Genomic DNA, 21,656 nt, shown 5'->3' on the forward strand with positions numbered 1-21,656 from the left:
GTCAGCGTGCCGTGGCGAGACGATCCAGCACCCGCACCCAGGACCGGACGCCCTTATGGAACGAGTCGAGACCATATTGTTCATTCGGTGAATGGATGCGGTCGTCGGACTGCGCGAAGCCGATCAACAGCGAGTCCACACCCAGCGCCTCTTTCAGCTCCGCCACCACCGGAATCGACCCGCCGGAACCGATGGACACCGCCGGCACGTTCCACTCATCGCTCAACGCCGCCAGGGCAGGCTTGAGATAAGGCCCGTCCTGCGGCACCGCGAAGCCGGATGACGCACCATGCGATGCAAACGTCACCCTGGCATCGGCGGGCAGGCTTTCGCGCACATAATGCCGGAAAGCCTCCCGCACCCGGGCCGGATCCTGCCCCGGCACCAGACGGAACGACACCTTCGCCATCGCCCTGGCCGGCAGCACGGTCTTGAAGCCATCATCCTCGTAACCACCGGAAATCCCGTTGATCTCGAAGGTCGGGCGGCTCCAGATCTGCTCGACCGCCGTATACCCCCGCTCGCCTGCCGCGACCGACAGCCCGACAGGCGCCAGCGTCTCGGCATCGTCGGGAAACAGCGTCTTCCACTGCGCCCGCACCGCGGCCGGCGCATCCGTCACACCGTCATAGAAACCCGGCAGCGTGACGCGCCCTTCCGCATCGCGGACCTTGCCCAGAATGCCGCACAGCAATTCGATCGGGTTGCGCGCCGCGTTGCCATACATGCCCGAATGCAGGTCGTGCGTCGCACAGTCGATCGTCACTTCCTCACCCACCAGACCGCGCAGGCCGGTGGTGATGGCCGGTGTCGTGCGGTTGGGCATGCCGGTGTCGCAGATCATCGCCACATCCGCCTTCAGCTCATCGGCATGCGCCTTGAGGAACGGCAGCAGATTCGCCCCGCCGCTTTCCTCCTCGCCCTCGACGATGATCGAGACCTTCAGCGGCAGCGCGCCATGCACGCGCTTCCACGCACGGCAGGCCTCGATGAACGTCATGAGCTGGCCCTTGTCGTCCGACGCCCCGCGCGCGACGATCACCTCGCGCCCGTCCGCTTCCTTGACGATGGCCGGCCTGAACGGATCGCTATGCCAGAGCGCGGCCGGATCGGTCGGCTGCACGTCGTAATGACCGTAGAACAGCACATGCGGCCCATGCGGCGCGCTGTCGTCATGCGCGACCACCATCGGATGGCCCGGCGTTTCCGCCACCCGCGCGGCAAACCCCAGCGACGCCAGTTCATCGCTCAACCACTCGGCGGCATCGCGACAGTCCTGCGCATGCCGCGGCTGGGCGGAGATGCTGGGAATGCGCAACAGCGCGAAAAGGCGTTCCAGGCTCTCGGGCATCGCCCGGTCCGCCTGCGCCAGAACCTGGTTGAGAGATTCAGTCATGATACCGCTTCCTGAGCGCGGGCCTGACGCAGGATCTGCTGCAGGCTCCGCTTGAACAAATCCGGCTTGCCGGCATGCTGCGCCGCCATCGGCGCACCGAAAGACAGCCGTTGCCACAACGGCTCGTTCTTATAAAGCCGCGCCACGCTCTCGGCGAACAGGACCGGATCCGTGCCCGCGACGAGACAGGCCGAATAATCCGGCCAGCCCAGTTGTTCGGCCACATCCGCGCCGAGCACCGCCGGCAATCCATGAAGCGCCGCGCGCGTCACCTCATACGGCAACCCCGCCGAAACGCGCGATGGCGCGATCAACACCCGATGGCGCTCATAAAGCGCCTCGAGATCCTTCGCCGGCACGATCGGCGCAATCCGCGCATACCGCGCCATCGCCGACAGATCGAGATCGTCCGGCTTGTAGCCCGCGACGGTCAGCGTCACCTCGGGCGGCAGCATGGCGTCCAGATGCGGCAACACGTCGCGGACGAACCAGGCCAGCCCGTCATGCGCCGCATCGCCCGACGCATGGATAGGCGTGGCGAACAGCAACCCCGCACGCCGGTCGAAATCCGCAACCCCCTCGATGATCGGCGCGACATGCCCCAGCACCGCCACGTTGTCGAAACCGACCGAACGGATCAGCGCCGCGTCATGATCCTGCAGGGCGACGATGGTCTGGCAGAACCACGCATCGCGCAGTTCCTCGCGCAGCTCCCGCGCCAGCAACGCCGGATCGTCAAGGCCGCCGACACGCCGCCGCGCATGGTTCTCGACACTCGCCAGCCAGCGCGCATCCAGGACGATGCCCTCCGACGGCAACACGGCGGCACTCTCATGCAGGTTGCCAAGGATGCGATGCAACGTATCGCTCCCCGCAATCCAGATATTGTCGAAACATCCGGCGCGTTCATGCAGGAAGCGCGTGAGTTCGGCGTGGCCCAGCCCCGCCATCACCTCGACGCCCTGCGGCAGATCCCGCTCCGTCCTCGAAAATTCCCCGTCTCCGCCGTCCAGCGCATACACGCTGACCCGCGCCCCCCACGACGCCATCGTCGCGATCACGTCACAGTCCCGCGCGAACAAACCGCCCCGGCGTCGCGACGGCATGGACGCGCCGACGAACAGCACCCGCGCGCCCTTCCCGCGCCACCGCGCCCGCTCCAGCAGTTGCGGCGCCTGCGGCGGCCGACGACGCAGCACCGCGCCGAACTGGCGCTGCAACGCGGCACGCCCCGCCGCCGGATCGGTATCGAGCCGATGTCGCGGCGGCGGCGCTTCATGGGAGAGGAAAGATGGCTCATAGCATATCTGCTTGCCGTGCGCCTGAACGCCCAGCCCGATGGCCGCCGCCAGACAGGCCGGGTCGTCGAAACCCTCCGGAATGCCGGTCGCCCGCAATGCCGCCGTCTCGACCAGCAGCGGACCCGACCCAGCCACGTCGCACAACCGCGAAAAGGCGATCGACGGCGCGAAAGACGCCTGCCCCGCGCCATAGACCGCAATCGTGCCGTCGCGGCAGACAACGCCCCCCGCCGCACCGACCGTCAGATCGTCCCGCAGCATCTGCCCGGTCACGGCACCCACGCCGCCATCCTGCAAACGCGCCAGCGCCGCATCCAGCGCGCCATAGGCCAGACGCGCGCCCGGTCGCAGCAACAGCACCGCCGGCGCGCGCGCATGGTCAAGCCCCGCGCGCCACCAGCCCCCAAAACCATCGCGCGGCGAAACACGCCGATGCGTCACGCCACGGAAAAAACGGTCGAGCACGCCCGTCTCGTCAGCCGACTCCGCATCCGTGACGATCACTTCGATCCGCCCGCCGCCGCCGTCATAAAGGGAGGCGAGCGTCTCGATCAGGATCGAAAAATCGTTGCGCGATGGCACGATCACGCTGACGACCGGCGTATTTCTCACCGTGAAATCGAGCGGCCCACGCACGAGAAGCGGCAGCATCGTCCGCGCATGGCTGGCCAGCAATTCCCGATGCTGCGCCGGCGAAAGCGGCGGTGCGTCCTGCGTCGCATCTTCCAGCGTTCCCTGCGTGGAGGTCGCCACCCAATGCGCGAAGATATCGCGAAACACCCCGCGCCGGACGGCCCTCACCACATCCGGGCGAACGCGATAGGCCGCAAGGTCCCAGTGCTCGACAGGCTTGCGTCCCTCATTCAGCCCGAAACGAAGGAAATGTTCATAACCGTTGCGCAGCCCCCCGTTCGCGACGATCGCCGCCACATCCGGATTGCTGGCGGCGTAGAAGGCCTCGCTGAAGAACGGATTGGGATCGAACGCCGTAGGCGTCGGATTCGTCAGGTAATGATGCAGGGGATGCGTGTATTCACCACGCGCCAGCGCCTCGGCCACCACGGGATACTGCGCAAGATACCATGCCGGATCGAAATACCAGGACGTCCGCAAGGCCGCGGCACCCGCCGTGCCCAGAAAGAACGCGAAACCGCCATGCCCGTGCGCGCCCCGCAACTGGTGCGCCTCGCACTCGGCACGGAACAGATCCGGATCGAAGAAAGGATGCCCGACACGCCAAGCACGATCCCCTTCGGTCAGATAGTGGTCGTAGCCATTGGCAAAACCCGCCTCACGCACGCTGCGTGGTGAGAGGTTGGGATTGACGCGGAAATATTCGTCTTCCGAAAACAGCCAATGCGGCGCGCGGGAGCGAAAGCCGCTCTCGCAATAATGCATGAAGCCGGAATCGAAAACGCCGTCCCGCACACCGCTCGCGACATCCGGATTACGCGCGAGGTAGAAATCCTCATCGAAAAGACAGCCCGGCACGTGCCCCAGCGCCGCACCCTGCTCCCGCCAGAAACGCGCAATCGCGGCATCGTCGGCATCCGCGACGCCCGCTTCCTGCAACGCCTGCGCGTATCGCCGACGATACCAGGCAAGGTCGAGATGCGCCCATGCCGGCGTATGACCGTTGTCGAACGCCGGCGCCGAGAAAAGGCTGCCCTGCGGCGCGATCGCCTCATCGAACGTGGCCATGGCCCCCGCCTCAGCCTTGCTTACGGCGCGCTTGCCACAGGGCGACGAAATCGACCGGCTGGATATTGATCGTGGGAAAACCGGCCTCGCGCACCAGATTCAGCAACACATTCCGCGCCCCCGGGAAAAGAAGGCGCGGCGCGTCGATCAGCAGCATCGTCTCGAGCACCTCCCGCTCGCTGGGCGGCAGGGCGAACAGACCGGAATAGGCGATCTCGGCCTCATACAGCGCGGCCGGCTCGGGATTCTCCTCGCTCGGCGGTGTCGTCAGACCACGCGCGCGCATTACCAGCGTGACCTCGAACGTCAGCTGGCGATCGGCAAGCTGGCGCGCGTTAACGTCAAGAACAAGCCCGATATGCGGACGCGCCGGCATGCTGGCGTAAACCGCCGGCGCATCGGGCACGTTCAGGGAAACGGAACGGACATACTGGTTGCCAACGCTCAGGGCCGGCGCACCGCCAGTCCCCTGATTGGCCCCGGAGAGCGTATCGGCGTGGCTGTGATCGGACATCGCGTCTTTTCTTTCCTGAACGGCAAATCACCAGACGCCCCATCCTGTGGCGGGACGTGTATTGTAGCGCCTTTGTGTCATGTCCTCCGGTTATTGGCCAGCCGACCTTTTCCACCAGCCGGACATTTTGTTTGCGCCAATTCGAACGAGATAGACAGGCTATTCATGAACCGGTGGCAGTCCAGTGAATACTTTTGACGCCTGCCGTCGCTCGAACGCTGATCGCCGTGGACGTGACATCAACAATCCTGACATCCGCGTCCACACCAATACCTGCGACGCTTACGACCGGCACTTTGGAAAACCACGGATAATTGCCCGGCCTCCTCGGTAACGCGATCCGCATAGTCCGCCCCGTCACCTCGGTTTCTCCCTGAAAAGTCAATCGACCGGAGGCGGTCATCTCGCCACCGAGATCACGCGCCAGACTTTGTGCAAGCTGGTTGTTGCCATAGTCGCGAACTTTTTGCCCTCCAGACCATGCCGCCCAAACGGTATCGATTTCCGATAAGGTATTCGCTTTGGGATTAGGGTGCTGCGGTTCGGCGAATTCGAATGCACAGTCAATCGGCGAATAGGACAGCACGTTTGTATCGCGCGCACGAAACTGGTCCGACGTAGAATCGACATAGACCAGTGATAATTCGCGTTCGGTCTCGGTGAAAACGTCGAATTTGACCCCGTCCAAAAGTATGTCGCCACATCCGACGAAACTCATATAGCGACGGCGGGGCCTTCCGTCTGGAATGGGCAGATGGTCCGTGTTGCGGTTGGCGATGTAAAAACCGCCACGCACGATGATGTTACGGCAATGCACCAGGTCGAATGCATACCCAAAACCCTGCCAATCGCATTCCATGAAATACCAGATGACGCTGCGGTAGGTCTCATCGATCTGGTCCCGCCTGTCTGGCGTCGCATGCACGCGCGCGCGCACCATACCCCAACCATTATAACAGGTGCAGGAATAGAAACGTTGTCCTTCAAGCGGGGAGCGGATGTCATAATTCCATCCCCATGTGTAATTCGCCACCAGCACATTGATGAAAACATATGTGAAGCAGCCTTGCGCAAATAGCGGGCTGCTGACGATCTCGAAAGCGGCCCCTGCCTGCATGGCAAAATCCGGGCCGAATACCGTTACATTCTCACAATGCCAGTTGCGTGGGCAGTCTACGATCCTAGCTGGCGCGGCCCATCTGCGAAGTGCAACACCTTGCCATGTCATCGCTGACTGCGGCGCATTCGCCGCAAAACGTACCGAAACGCCCGTTGACCCACTCCCACGGGCATTGCCGTCCTCAAGGCCGATATCCTGCAATTGAAGATAGCCCACAGCCGGTTTTGTATCGGTCCCATGTTGCAGCAGACCGTGACCACCAGGCTGCATGAGCAATGTCGTCAGATCCTGCCCCGCGCCGCGAAGCATGACATTGCAGGTACCAGTCAACAGGGGGCCGGAAAACAGAATCGTTCCGACAGGGAGATCGAAGAAGACGCATGGCGCGCCATTATAAGGTGATGCCGCGAATGCCTGATCGATGAACGATTGAAAGACAGCAAGATCATCGTGGCGCCCATCCAGAGCAGCACCTTTTTGTCGAAGAGCACTTTCGTCCACTCTGGCAACCGGTCCCGATGTCAACTCCGCAGCTTTCGCCGAGGCCGCCAACGATGCCGTCAGGCCCAATCCGACCAAGGCGCGACGGTTAAGGCTGGCATTCGGCGTGGACGTTTGACGGGTCATAAAGGCTATCTCGCTTCTGTAGATAAGAATTCGCCATACAACGCAGCAAGATCGCGCGCCTGATCGACCGATGTCCGAAGCTTCGATACAGGCGGTGGAGAAACACGAAAACGCGCCGGATCGTTGTCGATCCGACCAAGAATGTCTCGTAATCCGTCAGCTGTCGATACATCGACGTGGAACCCGTTAACACCATCATCTATAACGTCACCTATGGCTCCTCGCTGAGATGCCACCACCCAGCAACCGCAAAGCGCTGCCTCCCGTGTTACAAGACCAAAACTCTCCGGCCAGATAGATGGCGCCAGCAGGACGTCGATTTCCGCATACAAGGCTGTCACATCATTTTGCGGAGCCTTGCCGCGAAAGCTGACGGGCGTTGTGCCGAAATGCGCATGTCGCTCGTCGCCAGCAGACATCGCATGATCGATCGCCAACAACTCAAGATTGGCAAAACCGCCCTGCTGAAGCGCGATCTCGACCAGATCCCAACCCTTATGACGCGCCAAACCGCCGATGAAACCCAGACGGACCCGCCCTCCCGCCTCCCGTTTACGGGGCGCAGGTTCAAGCGGTGTAACACCATTTTCAATCACCCGAACATTGGGCACACCACATCGACGGTAAAGCGCGCCAAATGATTCAGAGACAGCCAGCACGGCGCTTGCCCCGAAAAGCGCAGGACGCAATCGTTCCATTCGCGCATGTGCCGCAGCACCACAATGGGCGATCGTGGCGAAGGGATCAGCGTAATCGTAAAGGCGTGCATGGCCCAGCTGATCAATTACAAACTGTTGGTCAGAAATCCACCATGCGTCGTGCACGGTAATACAATAGGGAATTCCACGTACCCGCGTGGCCTCCACAATACCGATGGTCAAACGTTGGATGCAATGGAAGTGCACGAGATCCGGACGCATGCGGTCAAGCGTAGCTTCGAACTGCGCAACCATTTCGGGATCGTCCGCGATGGCGTCCTTGTCCGGCACATCCAGCGCACCGACCGATGTGACGGCAATGCCATCCTGCACATGAAAGAGCGCTTGATGTGGCGTGCCATCGATCAGCGATGAAAAGACCTCGAGATGAAAGCGCTCACCTTCAAGACGTCTGAGATCACACATATTATCGTGAACGACACGGGTCGCACCACCGATCGCCTGCGGCGGGTAGAAAACATTCACGACCAGTGTTTTCAAGGGTGTGACCGTAGCGGGCCTTTGAACGTGAGGCACTACGCTCTTCGCAATAGCCTGACACGCCTGAGCCATCTGCGCAGGTCCATACAACGCAAAAGCCTGCTCCCGTGCTGTATCGCCGATCCGACGCCGCAAGGCTACGTCGCGCACCAGACGGTCCAGTGCAGAAACCCATTCCTGCATGGAACCCGCAAACAAAGCCGTTTCCTGATCACGCGCTACCGCACGATATCCGGCCGTATCGCTAAGAACGGACGGAATTCCGAACATTGCCGCCTCAAGCCACTTGATGCCACTTTTGGTATCCGTCACAACCGAAGGCGAAAGCAACGCAAGATTGATGTCGGCCGAAGCCAGAAGCGACCAATAACTCTGAACATCCTCGAGAACCGGCAGAAGCGTGATGTTGTCTCTCACAGTGTGAAGGCGGCTCGTTTCGGCAAGCGCCCCGATAATGCAGATTCTCACCCGCTTGCCGTGGCGCTTGGCGATCTCGATCAGTGCTGGCTCAAGTAGTACTTCAATATCCTCGCGATGCGCCTTGGTATTGCTCCCATAAAAAATGGTTATCGGTGCACCGTTCGGCTTCGGTGGGCGTTGTTCAAAAGCACGGACAGCCGATAAATGAGCATCACCCAGACCGTTGGGCAGAACAAAAACCTGCCCGTTCGGCAAAAAGGGCCGCATCAACGCAGCCAATGGCTCGGTCGATGCAATACCATGCGCACAAAGCGCCATGGCCTTGGCGAATAGAGGTGCTCCGAGCGCGAGCCCATAATACGTATCCAAGGTAATCGTGCCGCCATAGGACTCGAAGGCTTCAGGATAATGTTCAGACGCAAATATAGGGTCGTCGATATCGTAGAATGTTGCCATGCCCAGGGCACGCGCGAGGAGGATGGCGCGAACCGTGTCGGGGTAGGCAGGAACCCGGAAGAAAATCGCAGTATCGAACGTACCTGCCGTAGCCAGGAAAGTCGGCAATTCGCTTTGAAGATCGAATATGCGAACTGAATAACCTGCTCGTTCAAGTTGTTCACGACGCTGCGTGACGCGATAGAAATAGCATTGGAGCGGATATTTCAGGGTGATAATTGCGACACTTCGGATGCAAGGAAGCCGCTCCACAGGCGACGGCTCAATCTGTGGCAGCGTGTCCAAAAACGTCGAGATGAGCCCGCGCCCTTCGGCGACCTGCCCTTTCCGCGCCGCCGCCATGGCTTGCCGCCAAACACTATGAAACTGCTGTGTCTCAAGCTTTTCAGCGCGCTGGCGCAAAGCCATATCACCAGGCCAGCGCCTTACACCTTCCTGAATACGAACCCGTGCGACATCGAAAAGACCGAGTCTCTCCAGACATTCGGTTAAAAGAAGATATATCCGGGCGTCAGCATCACCATGATCGACCAATTCCATCAGCAACGATAGAGCCGCCGAATTCATCTCACGGTCGATATTGCAACATATCAGGGCGCGCGTATTGGCCGCAAAATCTGGCACGGCCACACGTATGCGTTCGCGAAGACGAAGCGCACCGTCGCGCTCTTCCCTGTCGGCGCTTCGCTCTCCCTTTGCAGCAACAGCATTAAGAAAACGTGCATTGACACGACTTGGCGTGATGAAATCGCTTCGATCACCCAGTAAGCCGGCGATCAGGTCGTCCACCATGACCCTTGCAGAACATTTGGCAGGATCGGGATCGCTCAGCGCACGAAACATCACAAGATCGATACCGTCGATCTTCAAAATATCGTCACCAAGCAGCCCCTGCAACCATCGAGCCTCGTTGGGTGGCGCGTGATGCAACGTGCCGACGCGCAACCAATGCCGATACGCATTGCCGACGCTGAACGGCATATCATTCAGCGTATGCGCGCGATAGAAATCCGGATCGAATCTTTCCCTTAGGCTAAAAGAAAACCCCTGCTCGATCCCACGCTCGCAAAAATGCCGAACCAAAGCAGCCGGATCGACATCGCCAATATCGGCCCGCACGCTCGGATTGATCTGCCAATACGCCCAAGGGTCGAAAAAACCTAGCGCCTGCCCGGAGAAACCGAGCGCACACCAATCCGCATATATCGCATCATCAACCCACTTCGGTCTTGAAAATTCCTTCTCCCTTTCATCAAGCCGCTGCTTCTGGCTTCGTATCTCGGCCGCACCCAGTTCAGCATCACCCGCCGCGCGACCAGCTTCGACGAATGCCTCGATACTGGCCTTCGTATCTCCTTTGAGCACAAGAAGGTTTGCCAGTTGCCACCATGGGTCGACGTCCTGCGGCGTCAGGCGGGTTGCCTGTCGATAAGCCGCTTCCGCTTCGTCAAGGTCGCCATGTTCCTTACAGGCATGACCAAGCTGCACCCAAATGGCCGCGCGCGACGGATCGAGCCTTAAAGCGGATCTATACGCACGCGCGGCGTTAACCCATTCCCGCGCCCGATTGTATTGATCGCCTTCCCGAACGTATCGCCGGATCGGAGCAAGGAAGCGGAAAGGCCGAAAAACCGTCATGATCGAGCAAGCAAATCCCGATAAAGCTTCAAAAGATCGCGTGCCTGATCGTCCGAACCACGGGACGGTCCCGATCGGTCCGGTGGCGACTGACGAAATCTCTCCGGGTCGGCGTCAATGACCTCAAACGCCCGAACCAGATCAGCAGGGGACAATGTGTCGATGACGAAACCGGTCTCACCATCAACAATGTCCGTACCCATTGCACCCTGATCACTTGCAATCACCCATAGGCCGCATTGGGCCGCTTCCCGTGAAACAAGCCCAAAGCTTTCCGGCCACGTCGATGGCGCCAGCAGAGCGTCCATATCCTGATAAAGAGACGTAATCTTCTCCGCCGGGACCTTACCTCTGATCGTAACCGGTGTTGTTCCCCAAACAGTTTGCAGTGGCGCGCCCGGGTCACGAGCATGATCGAGAATTGTCAGAGAGAGATTCGAGAAGCGTCGTGAACGCAACGCCGCCTCGATCAGATAAGCACCCTTATGGTGCTGCAAGCCACCGATATGACCCAGTCGCACACGCGGCCCGGCAACCGTCCGCTGCATGGACGCCAGTGGCGACACGCCATTGGCGATTGTCGTGACCTCCAGCCCGGCTTTCCGGTAAATCTCCGCGAAAGGCTCGGAAACAGACAGACGGCGCACCGCCCCTTTCAAAGCGGAACGCATTCGGGCGGCGCGTTCCAGACTGCGCGGCAAACCGATCCGGTGTGAATAAGGCTGCTCGGAAGGGTCACGCCCGATATCTGCGCTCTGGCCGTCTTCCTGAACCAAAAACGGAAAATCCGAGAGCCACCACGCATCGTGGATCGTCACGATATAAGGCACACCTCGCTTTCGGCATGCCTCGGCCACAGCCACGGAAAGACGCGGGAGACAATGGATATGCACCAGATCGGGCTTAAATAGATCAATGACCCGACCGGCGTGCAAATCAACCTCCGAATTGTAGGTCCGCCAGTCCATGTCGATTTCCTGCGGTGTCGCAATGCGGAAAACCGGCACACCGCGCCATTCGTCAAAACGCGTTACACCCCGATGGGCATTTTCGTCGTCGGACGCCAGCAATGCGAACTCGTAATCTTCCGATGCATGGTCGATCAGATAATCGAGATTGTCAGCCAATACACGCGTCGCGCCACCAATTGTCTGCGGCGGCGCAAACACATTGGCGAGCAGGACACGTGGGCGTGGCTTGACATCGGATAAAGCACGTAATGGCAGCCACGTCGGCGATTCCATCGCCAACTTCTCCTCCAGTTCACGACGCAATGCTGGATCATCACCCCGGACGTCAGACAACCGGTCAGCCACGGCCACTCGCAATTCCTTTAAGGAAGCAACAATATGCTCACCACCAAAAAGGGGCGCGTCGATCAATGCGATGGTCGGGACACCGTGCCACGCCGCTTCGTCCCGCAAAGAACGCTGATCACGCGGCTGATGACGTATGTCGAGCGCCAGAACGCATTGACCCAATGCCGCGAGCCGCTGGTCGAATGTCAGGAAATTATCGAGCCGCTCGATACGCTTCTCCAACCCTAATGGCAGGGGCAACGTAGGGTCCGCGCCTTCGAGTAGAAGCGTTACGTCCGGATGTTCGCGCAATATGACGCCTAGCTGCGCAAGCACAGTCTTCTGATCGAAGCGCAACGCATAGGGAGATTGTTCATCAGGTGCAGACTGCTCCGCCAACCTTCCGGTCAACGCACAGAATATCCGCCTAGCACCACCAGCGTTGAAATAGAGATCGCGAACATCGTCCAGCGCATCCATTAATGCCGAACGTCCCAGATGCGGCTGCACACCCAAAGTATTGAAACTGCTGACCAGAGCCGGAGTGGTCAGAATGCTCTCGTCACACAGGCATGCCGCATAGATCGAACGCAATGTCGTGCCAACCTCGCGACCATCCCGCGCCAGAAGGAAATTGCTCCAGGCCTGATCGGAAAGATCCGGCCCGTTTTCAGTCCTACCAAGTGGCCCCGCCCAGAAAACGCGGCGCACACCCGCCGCACCTGCGGTCAACAAAACATCAATGACCTGGGAGTCGATTTCCACTTCGTGAAAGACCGCAACAGACGCACCCGGCAGACTCTCAGTAAAAAGATCCAGTTGCTCACGCGAGAAAACCATGATGCGTCGTCCGTCTTTGCCGGACTTACGCAACAAGGCTTCCCAACGCGTTCGTTCGGTTATGACGCTTCCTGAAAGAATGAGGATCGGGCCACCTTCATGAGCGAGTCGCACGTCCCGTGGAATACCAATGCTAGCCATCTGTTGGACAAACAGCTTGAGGAAACGCTTGAAACGCGTATCGGGATGCGCTTTCGCACGAAGGTCCTTTTTAGGCAGCACATCATAGGAACTGGCGGCCTGGGAATCGAACCATGTCTGGAAGAGAACCTGACGAGCCTCGCGCCAGGGCTGGGTATCCTTCCAGATTAAACGGGCCGCCTTCAGGTATTTGAGGCCAGCCTCAAACGAACCCAAAGCAGCCGCAATACGCACGCAATTCAGATAACTCCAGCGATTGGGCGTATCCGTTTCAAGCGAGCGACTGAAAGCAGCAAGAGCCTGCTGTGGGGCGGCGCGGCCTTGATAAAAATCCCCAAGAGTATGCCAGACCAATCCACGACCCGGTTCAAGGCGGGTAGCTTCCAGAAGTGACGTCTCCGCAATATGGTACTGACCGGTCGCCGCCGCACGCCCAGCACGCGCTATCCACAGATCCGCACCGCCAACACCTTCGACCAGTTCTCCATGGCCCGGTTCCGCACTGTCCAGAAAGGCCTCAAGCAGTTCCACGCGCGTCGCGGTCCGAAAACGGTTCGGCTCCCGCCTCTGCATGACCTCCCATCGGAACGCACGCGGAAAATCCCGCTGTCCGATCAGCGCCTGCAAAACCGCCTCCTCTGATGGCGCGCGATCAAGCAGGCTGCCGGTCGACAACCAATGCCGATACGCGTCGACATCACCAAGATCCGCAACATCCGGATATCGGCTGCGATAGAATTGCGGGTCGAACTCTGTCGCGAGGGACAGCGGCGCCAAGCGTTCAATGCCACGTTCCGCCAGCGCAAGCGCAGCTTCGGCAACGTTCCGTGCCGGTTTACACCACTCGAAATTAAGCGCGTTGAATTCCTGCAAATCTATCTTGTGCAGCCAAGGCCCGCTGATCACGTCGTAACGATGCAACAGGATCACACGCGCCGGCGCCCCCTCGGCGTGCTGCTGCTGCTCTTCCGGCGTCAAAACGATAGTGCCGTTTTCGACGAGATCTTCGAATGCCGCATCGATCGCGCCAAAACTGTACAGATAAGGCCGTCCCGCCGCGCGACCGACATTCTTGTAATGCTCCGCCGCACGCCATGCGCATGGCTCAAGTACAGGAAGATCGGGGTTCGCCATGAAATACGCACCGGCATCAAATCCCGGCGGCATCTCCTGCATGAGCGTGCGATACTCTGCGCGCATCGCCGCTTCCGAACCATAACGGCCGACAAGCCTGCCATGTGTCAGATAATGATCTTCAAGCGCGCGATCATTGGGCAGGGCATGCAGATCGCGATAGAAACGGCGGTAGAAAGCGGGATCGAAACTCTCGTCTCCACCGCGTCGCGCTTCCTTTACCTGATGCCTGACCAATGCATCGAGCCGGGCATGACGATGCGGGTCGCGATCCGGCCGCATCGCCTCTCGCGCCAGACGAGACGCCGCGATCGAGCCAGGAATCCAATAGTCTTCGTCACGCGCCCGCGCATGGATTTGCTCATCCGTCATCTCCGGCGCGATGAGGACGACACTGCGGGTCTTCTCGCTGACCGCATCAATCTCGTAGACGTCACTCAACATCTGCTCGATCGTTGTGGCATTCGGATTCACGAACCGATCAATCAGCGGCGTCGTGAATTCCGACCAGAAGCCAGCTGCCGCCATCCAAAGGAAGACGATATCCGATGGATCCGACGCAACTGTCGCCAGAATTTGATGAGATGGATGATGCGGATCTTCCGCTTTTCCAACCTCATAGACCGGAACGGTCTTGCCCCCCCGTTGCTCAAACCCAAGCAGTGGACCATAAAGCGGATGCTTGAAGAACATTTCCAGCCAGGCAAAGCTTTCCTTCAGTATAGGAGGAAGAACGGCCTCACTTAACAAAGGTGCGTCCTGGAATATCACATGCGGAAGTGCCGTCTGGCTGTTGCCACTGTAGTTTCCATTCGTGGCAATGCAATGAAAATGAATGAGCGGAAGCGAACCGCCCAAATCGTCCAGCCCTTCCTGCAAAAAGAAGGTGTTGAGATCTCGAACAACTGTGCCGGAATAACCAACATCGCTGACATGAACACTACGATGACCGAAAAAACCAGCATCGCGCAAATAATTGAGTGCATCCCGCCGCTTGGCCATTAGCGCAAGCCGAATTTCTTCTGTCAGCCCTGCATCGACATATGCATCCAAAACAGTGAATGTGTCGGTTTTCGAATGATAGATACGATCGGGGTCAAGCGTCGGCGGTGTCGCCTCAATCCCCATGATGGTCGATAGCTGTCGAGGCGTCGCCTTACCAAGATGCAGCCAGAACGCATGCCCGATAGACTGCAGCAACCATTCACTTTGGAAATTGACATTGAGCCAGCACGTCGTCGCACGGCTCAGGAAAAGATCCTCTGTAGACATCGGCGAAAAAAATCGCGCGAAAAGCGGCAAATTCCACTGCTCGAGAACCTTGTGCAACAGGCAGCCGTCGCGACTGAGGAAAAACAGCTTGTCCGTGCCATCGCTTTGCGCATGCAACATGAGCTGTGCAAGAAACAGCTTCGACAGATCGCCGACTTCCTTGTGAATGTCCGGCCGACGACCATAATCCGGGCGCTCAATCTTCAATAGCGCGGCATGCGCCACGTGAATCGCCTCGGCACCGAGGCTCAACGGCATGGCGACATCCGAATGCGTATTGTCGCCGACATGAAGCGCATCGTCTGCCGATACGCCCATTGCCTTCCAGACATGTCCGAAGAGATTACCCGAGTGTTTGGTCAGATTCTCGTCAGCAGACACGAAAACCCGATCGAAGTAAGACAGCAATTCCGCTTTTTCGAGAATTTCCCGAATCTGTTCTCCAGAGAAATACATGTCGGAGACAGCAACAATGCGTTTCCCCGCCCGACGTAGCGCGGTCAGCATCTCAGCAGCACCGTCAACCGCGTAGAGATTTTGCCGGTCGATTTCGAACTCAAAAGCTGCCACCCGATGCGCCAGCGCCGTACTGCGTTCGGAATGACCCAGCCGCGCCGCAAAAAGCCGCGCCCACACATCTTCCAGACTCGGCTCTTCAATACGCACGTGCGCAGCCGTCTTCATTGCGTCCGTCGTCGCATAACGGGTGAGCGTCAGCGCGCCCGGCGCTTCCTTGCCGAACTGCCCCAGCAGGCTCAACGCAAAGGCACTGGCGAGGTCGTGAACCTCATTGACATTCAGATAGCGGCGGTAAACCAGCGTATCGAATACGTCGAACGACACCAGGTTCTGTTCGATTTCAAGCGTTTCGATTTCACACAAGCGGGAAATAGTCGTCATCGTTTTTTCTTGAGCCACTTTCGCGGAGAATTTTGGAAACGAAACGGCGCGTTCAGCCGTGGTCGAGATAGGATGGGTCGACAACAGTCTGCGCAAGCGACGGATCGAGTCGATAAGCCTGCTTGTAGGCCTCTCGGGCCTCTTCCCGTCGTTCGGCAAGCTTGAGGGCATGACCAAGCTGAATAAAGCTGTCAGCGTCAGTCGAATTCAGCGCAATCGCTCGTCGGTATGCGAGTTCCGCGTCATGAAGATAACCAGATTCCTTGAGCGCATGACCATATTGCACCCAGATGGCAGGCCGGTCTGGAATATGATTGATCGCTGCACGATAGCCCAGAGCCGCCTGTGCCCAGTCGCGCCGATCGCGTGCCTGATCTGCATGACGCATAAGCGTGCGCAATTTCGGACGTAATTTGAATGGAAAGATCATGTTTGACGCAACTACCTCGGCACCGTCTCGTCATAGGGAGAAACATTAGGCGCGCATTGAAAATAGCGCCACCGACGCAGGGCCATTCCAGCCGGAACGGGACGAATCAAACGCAGCGGCATCGTGGCATCAGCCCAGATGGGATTGACGGTAAAATCCGAACTCAGTTTTTCCTCTCCCCATATCTGCTCGAAAGCAGCACGCTCCGTCATATTCCGAGCATGCCGGAATGGGTCGAGATGGTCTAGGCCGCGTGAAACGGATTCATCATGACGAACGTCGATCAGCGGCGTCCAGATAACGCGCATGCCACGTGCGCGGAGCCTTAAACATAAGTCTATGTCACTATACGCAACAGGCAGCCGATCCGCATCGAACCCCCCGCTCTCAACGAAAACCGAACGCCGCATTCCCAGGAACGCCCCCGTTACCGCAGAGGCCTCCCGGGTAACCCCCCACCGTGCAAAATGGGCCAGGCTCTCCCGCGGCTCATGAAGTCCGTCATGGATGACGGAACCTTTCCAACCCAACAATACACCGGCATGTTGTATCGTATCGTCAGGATAAAGCAGCCTCGCACCAACGGCTCCCGCTTTCTCGAGACGCAGAAGCGCGTCAAGCGTCTCGTCCCATCCCTTTGTCAGCATCTCCATATCGTCATTGCAGAACAGAATGTTTGGTGTCTCGACCTGCGCCGCCGCCGCATTGTTCAACGCTGACCAGTTGAATACCTGATTGTTCGTCAGAATCCGCACACGCGGCAACAAAGCAAGCTCCTGAAGGGTTTTCAGATCGCTTGCATTGCTGGTTCCATTGTCGACGATGATGCATGACAAGCATTCGGGAAAGTGCGCTCGTCGGAACAGGCTCTCGACCATGCGGCGGCAATCTGCGGCATTGTCCCGCGTGCATATGATCGCCGTACAGGCTTCAGGACGATCCTCCGTCGCTCGCGATGGCAAATGAAAAGGCTCGACCGGCAGTTGTTCCGATTCACACAGGGTCGATACGAGCGCGTAAGGCACATGTGTCACGCCACGTGCATCCGCCAGCGCGGCCTCCACGATCTCGCGCGGCGCCAGATGCCGGTAGGTGCGCCAGACCTCGGCCGACAAGGCTAATGTGCCACCAACAATATCGCATTGTGAAAGCCATAGGCCGTCCGCCTCTGGACGAGCCAGAAGACGATACGGCTCGAAAGGACGCATCGTGTCATGCGTACGGCGAACTACCTCCTCGTCACAAAACGCGATGCCAACGCCTTCATGCGCCAGCGCCACGTCCATCCATGCGATCAGGTGCCGATGCGGTATGCGACCAGGCGCCAGCAGAATGATCCTATCCGCCGGGAGATCAGCAGCAAGCCCATGTTCATCCTCCGCATGGGAAACAATCTGTCCCAAGCTGGTCGGTCTATCCCATGCCTGACGCAATGCCGCGGACGCCCCCAACGTTATCACGTTGACAGGACGCGCAAGGCTGCTCAACGCGGCTATCTGAAACGCCGCCACGACCGGCGAGACATTGCGCTGCGGAACAACAATCGTCAGTCTCGATGTCGTGGAAATATTAACGGGCGGCGCGGGAAAATCAAAAAGCCTACGGAAACTGGCATAGTCCTCGGCTGGAAAAGCACTGAAGGACGCCACGTCAGGCAAGGCTCGCGCCATATCGTCAAGCGCCGCACGAATCCCATCCAGTGTAATTGCCATATGAGCAATCTGCTCACGTCCATGCGTATGCGCATAACCCGCAGAAGTCGAACGCTGCGCCTCCGTTTCGCCAGCAGCAAACAACTCCTGATGCGCTGCCATAAACCCATCATCTCGCCGGACCGCTTCGCGGAAGGAGGCAATTGCTGCCTTTCGACGCCCCATGAGATTATAAACATGCCCCAGTTGCAGACAGGCCTCTGCTTCATCCGGCGCCTCCGCCATGATCGCCCGATAGACAGCCTCTGCTTCAGGAAGACGTCCACTGTCCTTCAGCATGTTTCCCAACTGCATCTTCAAATCGAGTCGCCAAGGTGCAATCGTCACTGTCGCCTGATAGAAATAGGCACCCTCCACCGCATCCCCACGGTCTCGAGCCGCATCGGCGTGCCGCGTCAGGCGAGAAAGCCATTGCCGGGCAGGCCTGGGTGCCTGTTTCCAATAAGCGGCAGCATCCGGAACATGCCCCTTGCCGCCCAACGACTGCCAATCCGCCGCAATCGCAGCCGCGGCAGCATCCAGCGCTTCGAGTTCCTGAACAGCCGGACTCGCGCAGTTCCCGATTCCTGATGGGACCGCATGTTCATGACGCCTCTTCAAACGTCTTCCAGAACGGGAAAACGGTAAGCGCAACTTCATTGGCGTCCTCTTCTATCCATGCCCGGCCTGTGATGCTTCCTACGCTTGGCCCATGCCGCGATCAGAAAACGCACCTTTTAAGAAACGGGCTGGTGCATACGACCGACAAATACCATCCGTGCATTCCTGTCACGCATGCCTCGCCCATTTTCGCGACCAGATCGGAAAGATGGTATGCCCGTGTTGACGACATCGGGCAAATCATCGCGGGGCTTCCTTGTTACGGTATCGCCCCTTCGCCACCCTCCATCGAATTCAACCGCAAGAGTCGGCGCGACGACGCAGCCGCGCCGCGCTAGACCCCATTCAGGGCACGACAATTCGCCCGGCATCGTCCCTCACCCACGCAGGAGGCATCTTTCATGACATCCGCTCCCACGGCCGCCACCCGACCGCTCGCCACCGTCGAGCAGGATCCACGCTGGGCCCGGATCGTCGCACGAGACAGGAACGCCGACGGGCAATTCTGGTATTCGGTGCTGACGACAGGCGTCTACTGCCGTCCCTCCTGCCCGTCACGCCGCTGCAATCCCGCCAACGTCACCCTCCACGCCACACTCGCCGAAGCCCGCGCCACCGGCTGCCGGCCATGCCGCCGCTGCCATCCGGACGAGGTGGCCGCGCACCCCGTCCACCCGGCCATCGCCACAGCCTGCCGACTGATCGAAACGGCGGAGGAAACACCGACACTGGATGAAATCGCCACCGCCGTCGGGCTCAGCGCCTATCACTTCCACCGCCTGTTCAAGGCTGCGACAGGCATAACGCCCAAGGCCTACGCCGATGCACACCGCGCCGATCGCCTGCGTCGGGATATCGGCAAAAGCCGCACGGTGACCGATGCCATCCAAGCCGCGGGTTACGGCTCCAGCAACCGCTTCTATGACGACGCCACCAACCCACTCGGCATGACGCCCAGCCGCTATCGGGCGGGCGGCATACGCGAAAACCTGCGCGTCGCCACCGGCGCCAGCGCCCTCGGCACCGTGCTGGTCGCGACGAGCGACAAGGGAATCGCCGCCATCCTGATCGGCGACGACGCCGATGCGCTCAGGCGGGACCTGCGGAACCGCTTCCCGAAGGCGCAGCTCATCGACGGCGACGCGGATCACGCCAGGCGGATCGCGACCGTCATCGCCTTCGTCGAGGCACCGCAAATCGGCCTCGACCTGCCGCTGGACATCCGGGGCACGGCGTTTCAGCAATGCGTCTGGCAGGCCCTGCGCGCCATTCCGCCGGGAAGCACCGCGAACTACACCGCCATCGCCCAACGCATCGGCGCGCCCCGCGCGGTCCGCGCCGTCGCCGGTGCCTGCGCCGCCAACCCGCTGGCCGTCGCCGTGCCCTGCCACCGGGTCATCCGCACCGACGGTGCTCTCTCGGGCTACGCCTGGGGAACCGAACGCAAACGCAGCCTTCTGGACCGGGAAAACGGCGCGTCCAGGCCGCCACGGCCAACCACCCGCTGACCCAACCCTTCAGATCACGCCCGACACGCCCTACAATCCCCCGGGAAAGAACACGGAGCGGTTTGCCGATGATTACCAGAACAGCCGGTCGCAGCGCGGCCCTTGCCACACTTCTGTCCCTGCCGGGCAGCATCGTGCCGTCGCACGCCGCCACGCCGCTTCAGCCCGTCACGACAGTGCAGGGCTATGCGGACGCCCTGCACGCCGCATCCGGGGGACTCACACAAACACCCGCCTTTCCCACGCAGATCCCCGTCACCCAGCCCGTTTTCGCCTATGCGGACAGCGCCGATAGCGGGACGATCTCATTCGACCGCACGGCGGACTGCCACGGCGCGCATTACTGCAACATCGGCACGTTCCGGATCGACCGGGCAAGCATCGACCGGATGAAGGACATGAAAGGCCGGTCGATCACCCGCCGTCTGCGCGACGGCACGTTCTTCACCCCCGCCCATGTCATGGCGGACAGCTTCCCGGCCCAGCTGCAATGGCGCGCAGGCCAGCAGACCGTCACGATCTCCTGGGCAAACCTCCCTCCGCAGGAGGAACGCGCCACGCTGACCGCCATGCGGCATTCGGTGAAATAGCCGGTCAGGCCAGCGCCACCGCCGCCGCTTCCCGCACCAGCGCCGCGTCCGGTCGCACGCCCGTGTAGAGCGCGAACTGCTCCAGCCCCTGAAGCACCAGCACCTCGCCGCCATTGATCGCCGGCCGCCCCACCGCCCGCGCGGCGCGGATCAGCGGCGTCTCCACCGGTATGGCCACGACATCGAAAACAACACCCGCCCGCGCGATCATCGTCTCGGGAAAAGCCAGCGTCTGCGCATCCGCCCCGCCGGACATGCCCAGCGGCGTGACATTCACCAGAATCGCACCATCCGCCGCATCGCGCGGCAGATCCTCCAGCCGCGCCACCCAGTCCCAGTCGCAACGATCCGCCAATGCCCGGCCGACGCCCCCGTTCCGGGCAATCAGCGTGCCGCGCCGGAACCCGGCATCCCGGAACGCACAGGCCACCGCCTTGCCCATGCCGCCGCTTCCCCGCAGCAGGAGCGGCGCGTCCCGCGGCAGATCGTACTGCACGATCAAACGCTCGATGGCGATGTAATCCGTATTGTACCCACGCAAAACACCATCGGTGTTGACGATGGTGTTGACCGATTCGATCGCCGCCGCCGAAGGCTCCAGCCCGTCCAGCAGGGGAATGCACGCCTCCTTGAACGGCATGGAGATCGCACAGCCGCGAATGCCCAGCGCCCGGATGCCGCCGATCGCCGCCGCCAGATCCGTGGTGGTGAAGGACTTGTAGAGATAATCCAGCCCCAGCGCGCCATAGAGATGGTTCTGGAAGCGCGTCCCGAAATTGCCGGGCCGCGCCGAGAGCGACATGCACAGCGTCGTCCCGCGATTGATCGACGCCTTGCTGCTGAAATCCGTCATCGTTGT

At 60.1% G+C, this 21,656-nt stretch carries 11 protein-coding genes; 2 read left to right on the forward strand and 9 right to left on the reverse strand.

Features of this window, described 5'->3' with window-relative positions; genetic code table 11:
- Position 1: 1 nt before the first annotated feature.
- The 8 genes from A0U93_RS07710 to A0U93_RS07745 form a co-directional block, all read right to left on the reverse strand.
- Positions 2-1,396 carry a M20/M25/M40 family metallo-hydrolase gene (locus tag A0U93_RS07710; RefSeq protein ID WP_077806824.1) on the reverse strand — a complete coding sequence of 465 codons (1,395 nt, stop codon included), beginning with the start codon at positions 1,394-1,396 and terminating at the stop codon, positions 2-4.
- Positions 1,393-4,398, reverse strand: a complete 3,006-nt coding sequence (locus tag A0U93_RS07715; protein WP_077806825.1) for a glycosyltransferase — start codon at positions 4,396-4,398, stop codon at positions 1,393-1,395. The genes A0U93_RS07710 and A0U93_RS07715 overlap by 4 nt, the downstream gene beginning before the upstream one ends.
- 10 nt (positions 4,399-4,408) lie before the next feature.
- A complete protein-coding gene (locus A0U93_RS07720; protein ID WP_077806826.1) occupies positions 4,409-4,912 on the reverse strand; it encodes a protein-export chaperone SecB in 504 nt (167 codons plus the stop codon).
- Positions 4,913-5,075: 163 nt separating this feature from the next.
- A complete protein-coding gene (locus tag A0U93_RS07725; protein ID WP_147150788.1) occupies positions 5,076-6,308 on the reverse strand; it encodes a hypothetical protein in 1,233 nt (410 codons plus the stop codon).
- A 356-nt stretch (positions 6,309-6,664) separates the two neighbouring features.
- On the reverse strand, positions 6,665-10,372 hold the full coding sequence (locus A0U93_RS07730) for a glycosyltransferase (RefSeq protein WP_077806828.1): 3,708 nt from the start codon (positions 10,370-10,372) through the stop codon (positions 6,665-6,667).
- Entirely contained in the window at positions 10,369-15,957 is a 5,589-nt protein-coding gene (locus A0U93_RS07735; protein WP_169852716.1) for an HAD-IA family hydrolase, read from the reverse strand. The genes A0U93_RS07730 and A0U93_RS07735 overlap by 4 nt, the downstream gene beginning before the upstream one ends.
- Positions 15,958-16,009: 52 nt before the next feature.
- Positions 16,010-16,345 (reverse strand): tetratricopeptide repeat protein, encoded by a 336-nt coding sequence (locus A0U93_RS07740; RefSeq protein ID WP_169852717.1) that lies wholly within the window; start codon positions 16,343-16,345, stop codon positions 16,010-16,012.
- A 53-nt stretch (positions 16,346-16,398) separates the two neighbouring features.
- On the reverse strand, positions 16,399-18,699 hold the full coding sequence (locus A0U93_RS07745; RefSeq protein ID WP_174807225.1) for a glycosyltransferase: 2,301 nt from the start codon (positions 18,697-18,699) through the stop codon (positions 16,399-16,401).
- Between the two features lie 401 nt (positions 18,700-19,100).
- Here A0U93_RS07745 and ada point away from each other — a divergent pair, with 401 nt between their 5' ends.
- Positions 19,101-20,207: a bifunctional DNA-binding transcriptional regulator/O6-methylguanine-DNA methyltransferase Ada gene (gene ada, locus A0U93_RS07755; protein ID WP_077806833.1), complete on the forward strand. Its 1,107-nt coding sequence runs from the start codon at positions 19,101-19,103 to the stop codon at positions 20,205-20,207.
- Positions 20,208-20,275: 68 nt separating this feature from the next.
- Positions 20,276-20,797: a hypothetical protein gene (locus A0U93_RS07760; RefSeq protein WP_077806834.1), complete on the forward strand. Its 522-nt coding sequence runs from the start codon at positions 20,276-20,278 to the stop codon at positions 20,795-20,797.
- A 4-nt stretch (positions 20,798-20,801) separates the two neighbouring features.
- On the opposite strand, the gene A0U93_RS07765 is transcribed toward A0U93_RS07760, so the two are convergent.
- Complete coding sequence (locus tag A0U93_RS07765) at positions 20,802-21,650, reverse strand: shikimate 5-dehydrogenase (RefSeq protein ID WP_077806835.1); 849 nt, start codon at positions 21,648-21,650, stop codon at positions 20,802-20,804.
- Positions 21,651-21,656 lie beyond the last annotated feature (6 nt).

The sequence above is a fragment of the Neoasaia chiangmaiensis genome (assembly GCF_002005465.1).
Lineage (GTDB): Bacteria > Pseudomonadota > Alphaproteobacteria > Acetobacterales > Acetobacteraceae > Neoasaia > Neoasaia chiangmaiensis.

Excerpts from the sequence above, each read along its gene's own strand:
- ada (WP_077806833.1), top strand. The coding sequence starts at position 19,101 with ATGACATCCGCTCCCACGGCCGCCACCCGACCGCTCGCCACCGTCGAG.
- A0U93_RS07740 (WP_169852717.1), bottom strand. The coding sequence starts at position 16,345 with ATGCGTCATGCAGATCAGGCACGCGATCGGCGCGACTGGGCACAGGCG.
- A0U93_RS07765 (WP_077806835.1), bottom strand. The coding sequence starts at position 21,650 with ATGACGGATTTCAGCAGCAAGGCGTCGATCAATCGCGGGACGACGCTG.
- A0U93_RS07735 (WP_169852716.1), bottom strand. The coding sequence starts at position 15,957 with ATGACGACTATTTCCCGCTTGTGTGAAATCGAAACGCTTGAAATCGAA.
- A0U93_RS07715 (WP_077806825.1), bottom strand. The coding sequence starts at position 4,398 with ATGGCCACGTTCGATGAGGCGATCGCGCCGCAGGGCAGCCTTTTCTCG.
- A0U93_RS07730 (WP_077806828.1), bottom strand. The coding sequence starts at position 10,372 with ATGACGGTTTTTCGGCCTTTCCGCTTCCTTGCTCCGATCCGGCGATAC.
- A0U93_RS07720 (WP_077806826.1), bottom strand. The coding sequence starts at position 4,912 with ATGTCCGATCACAGCCACGCCGATACGCTCTCCGGGGCCAATCAGGGG.
- A0U93_RS07710 (WP_077806824.1), bottom strand. The coding sequence starts at position 1,396 with ATGACTGAATCTCTCAACCAGGTTCTGGCGCAGGCGGACCGGGCGATG.
- A0U93_RS07760 (WP_077806834.1), top strand. The coding sequence starts at position 20,276 with ATGATTACCAGAACAGCCGGTCGCAGCGCGGCCCTTGCCACACTTCTG.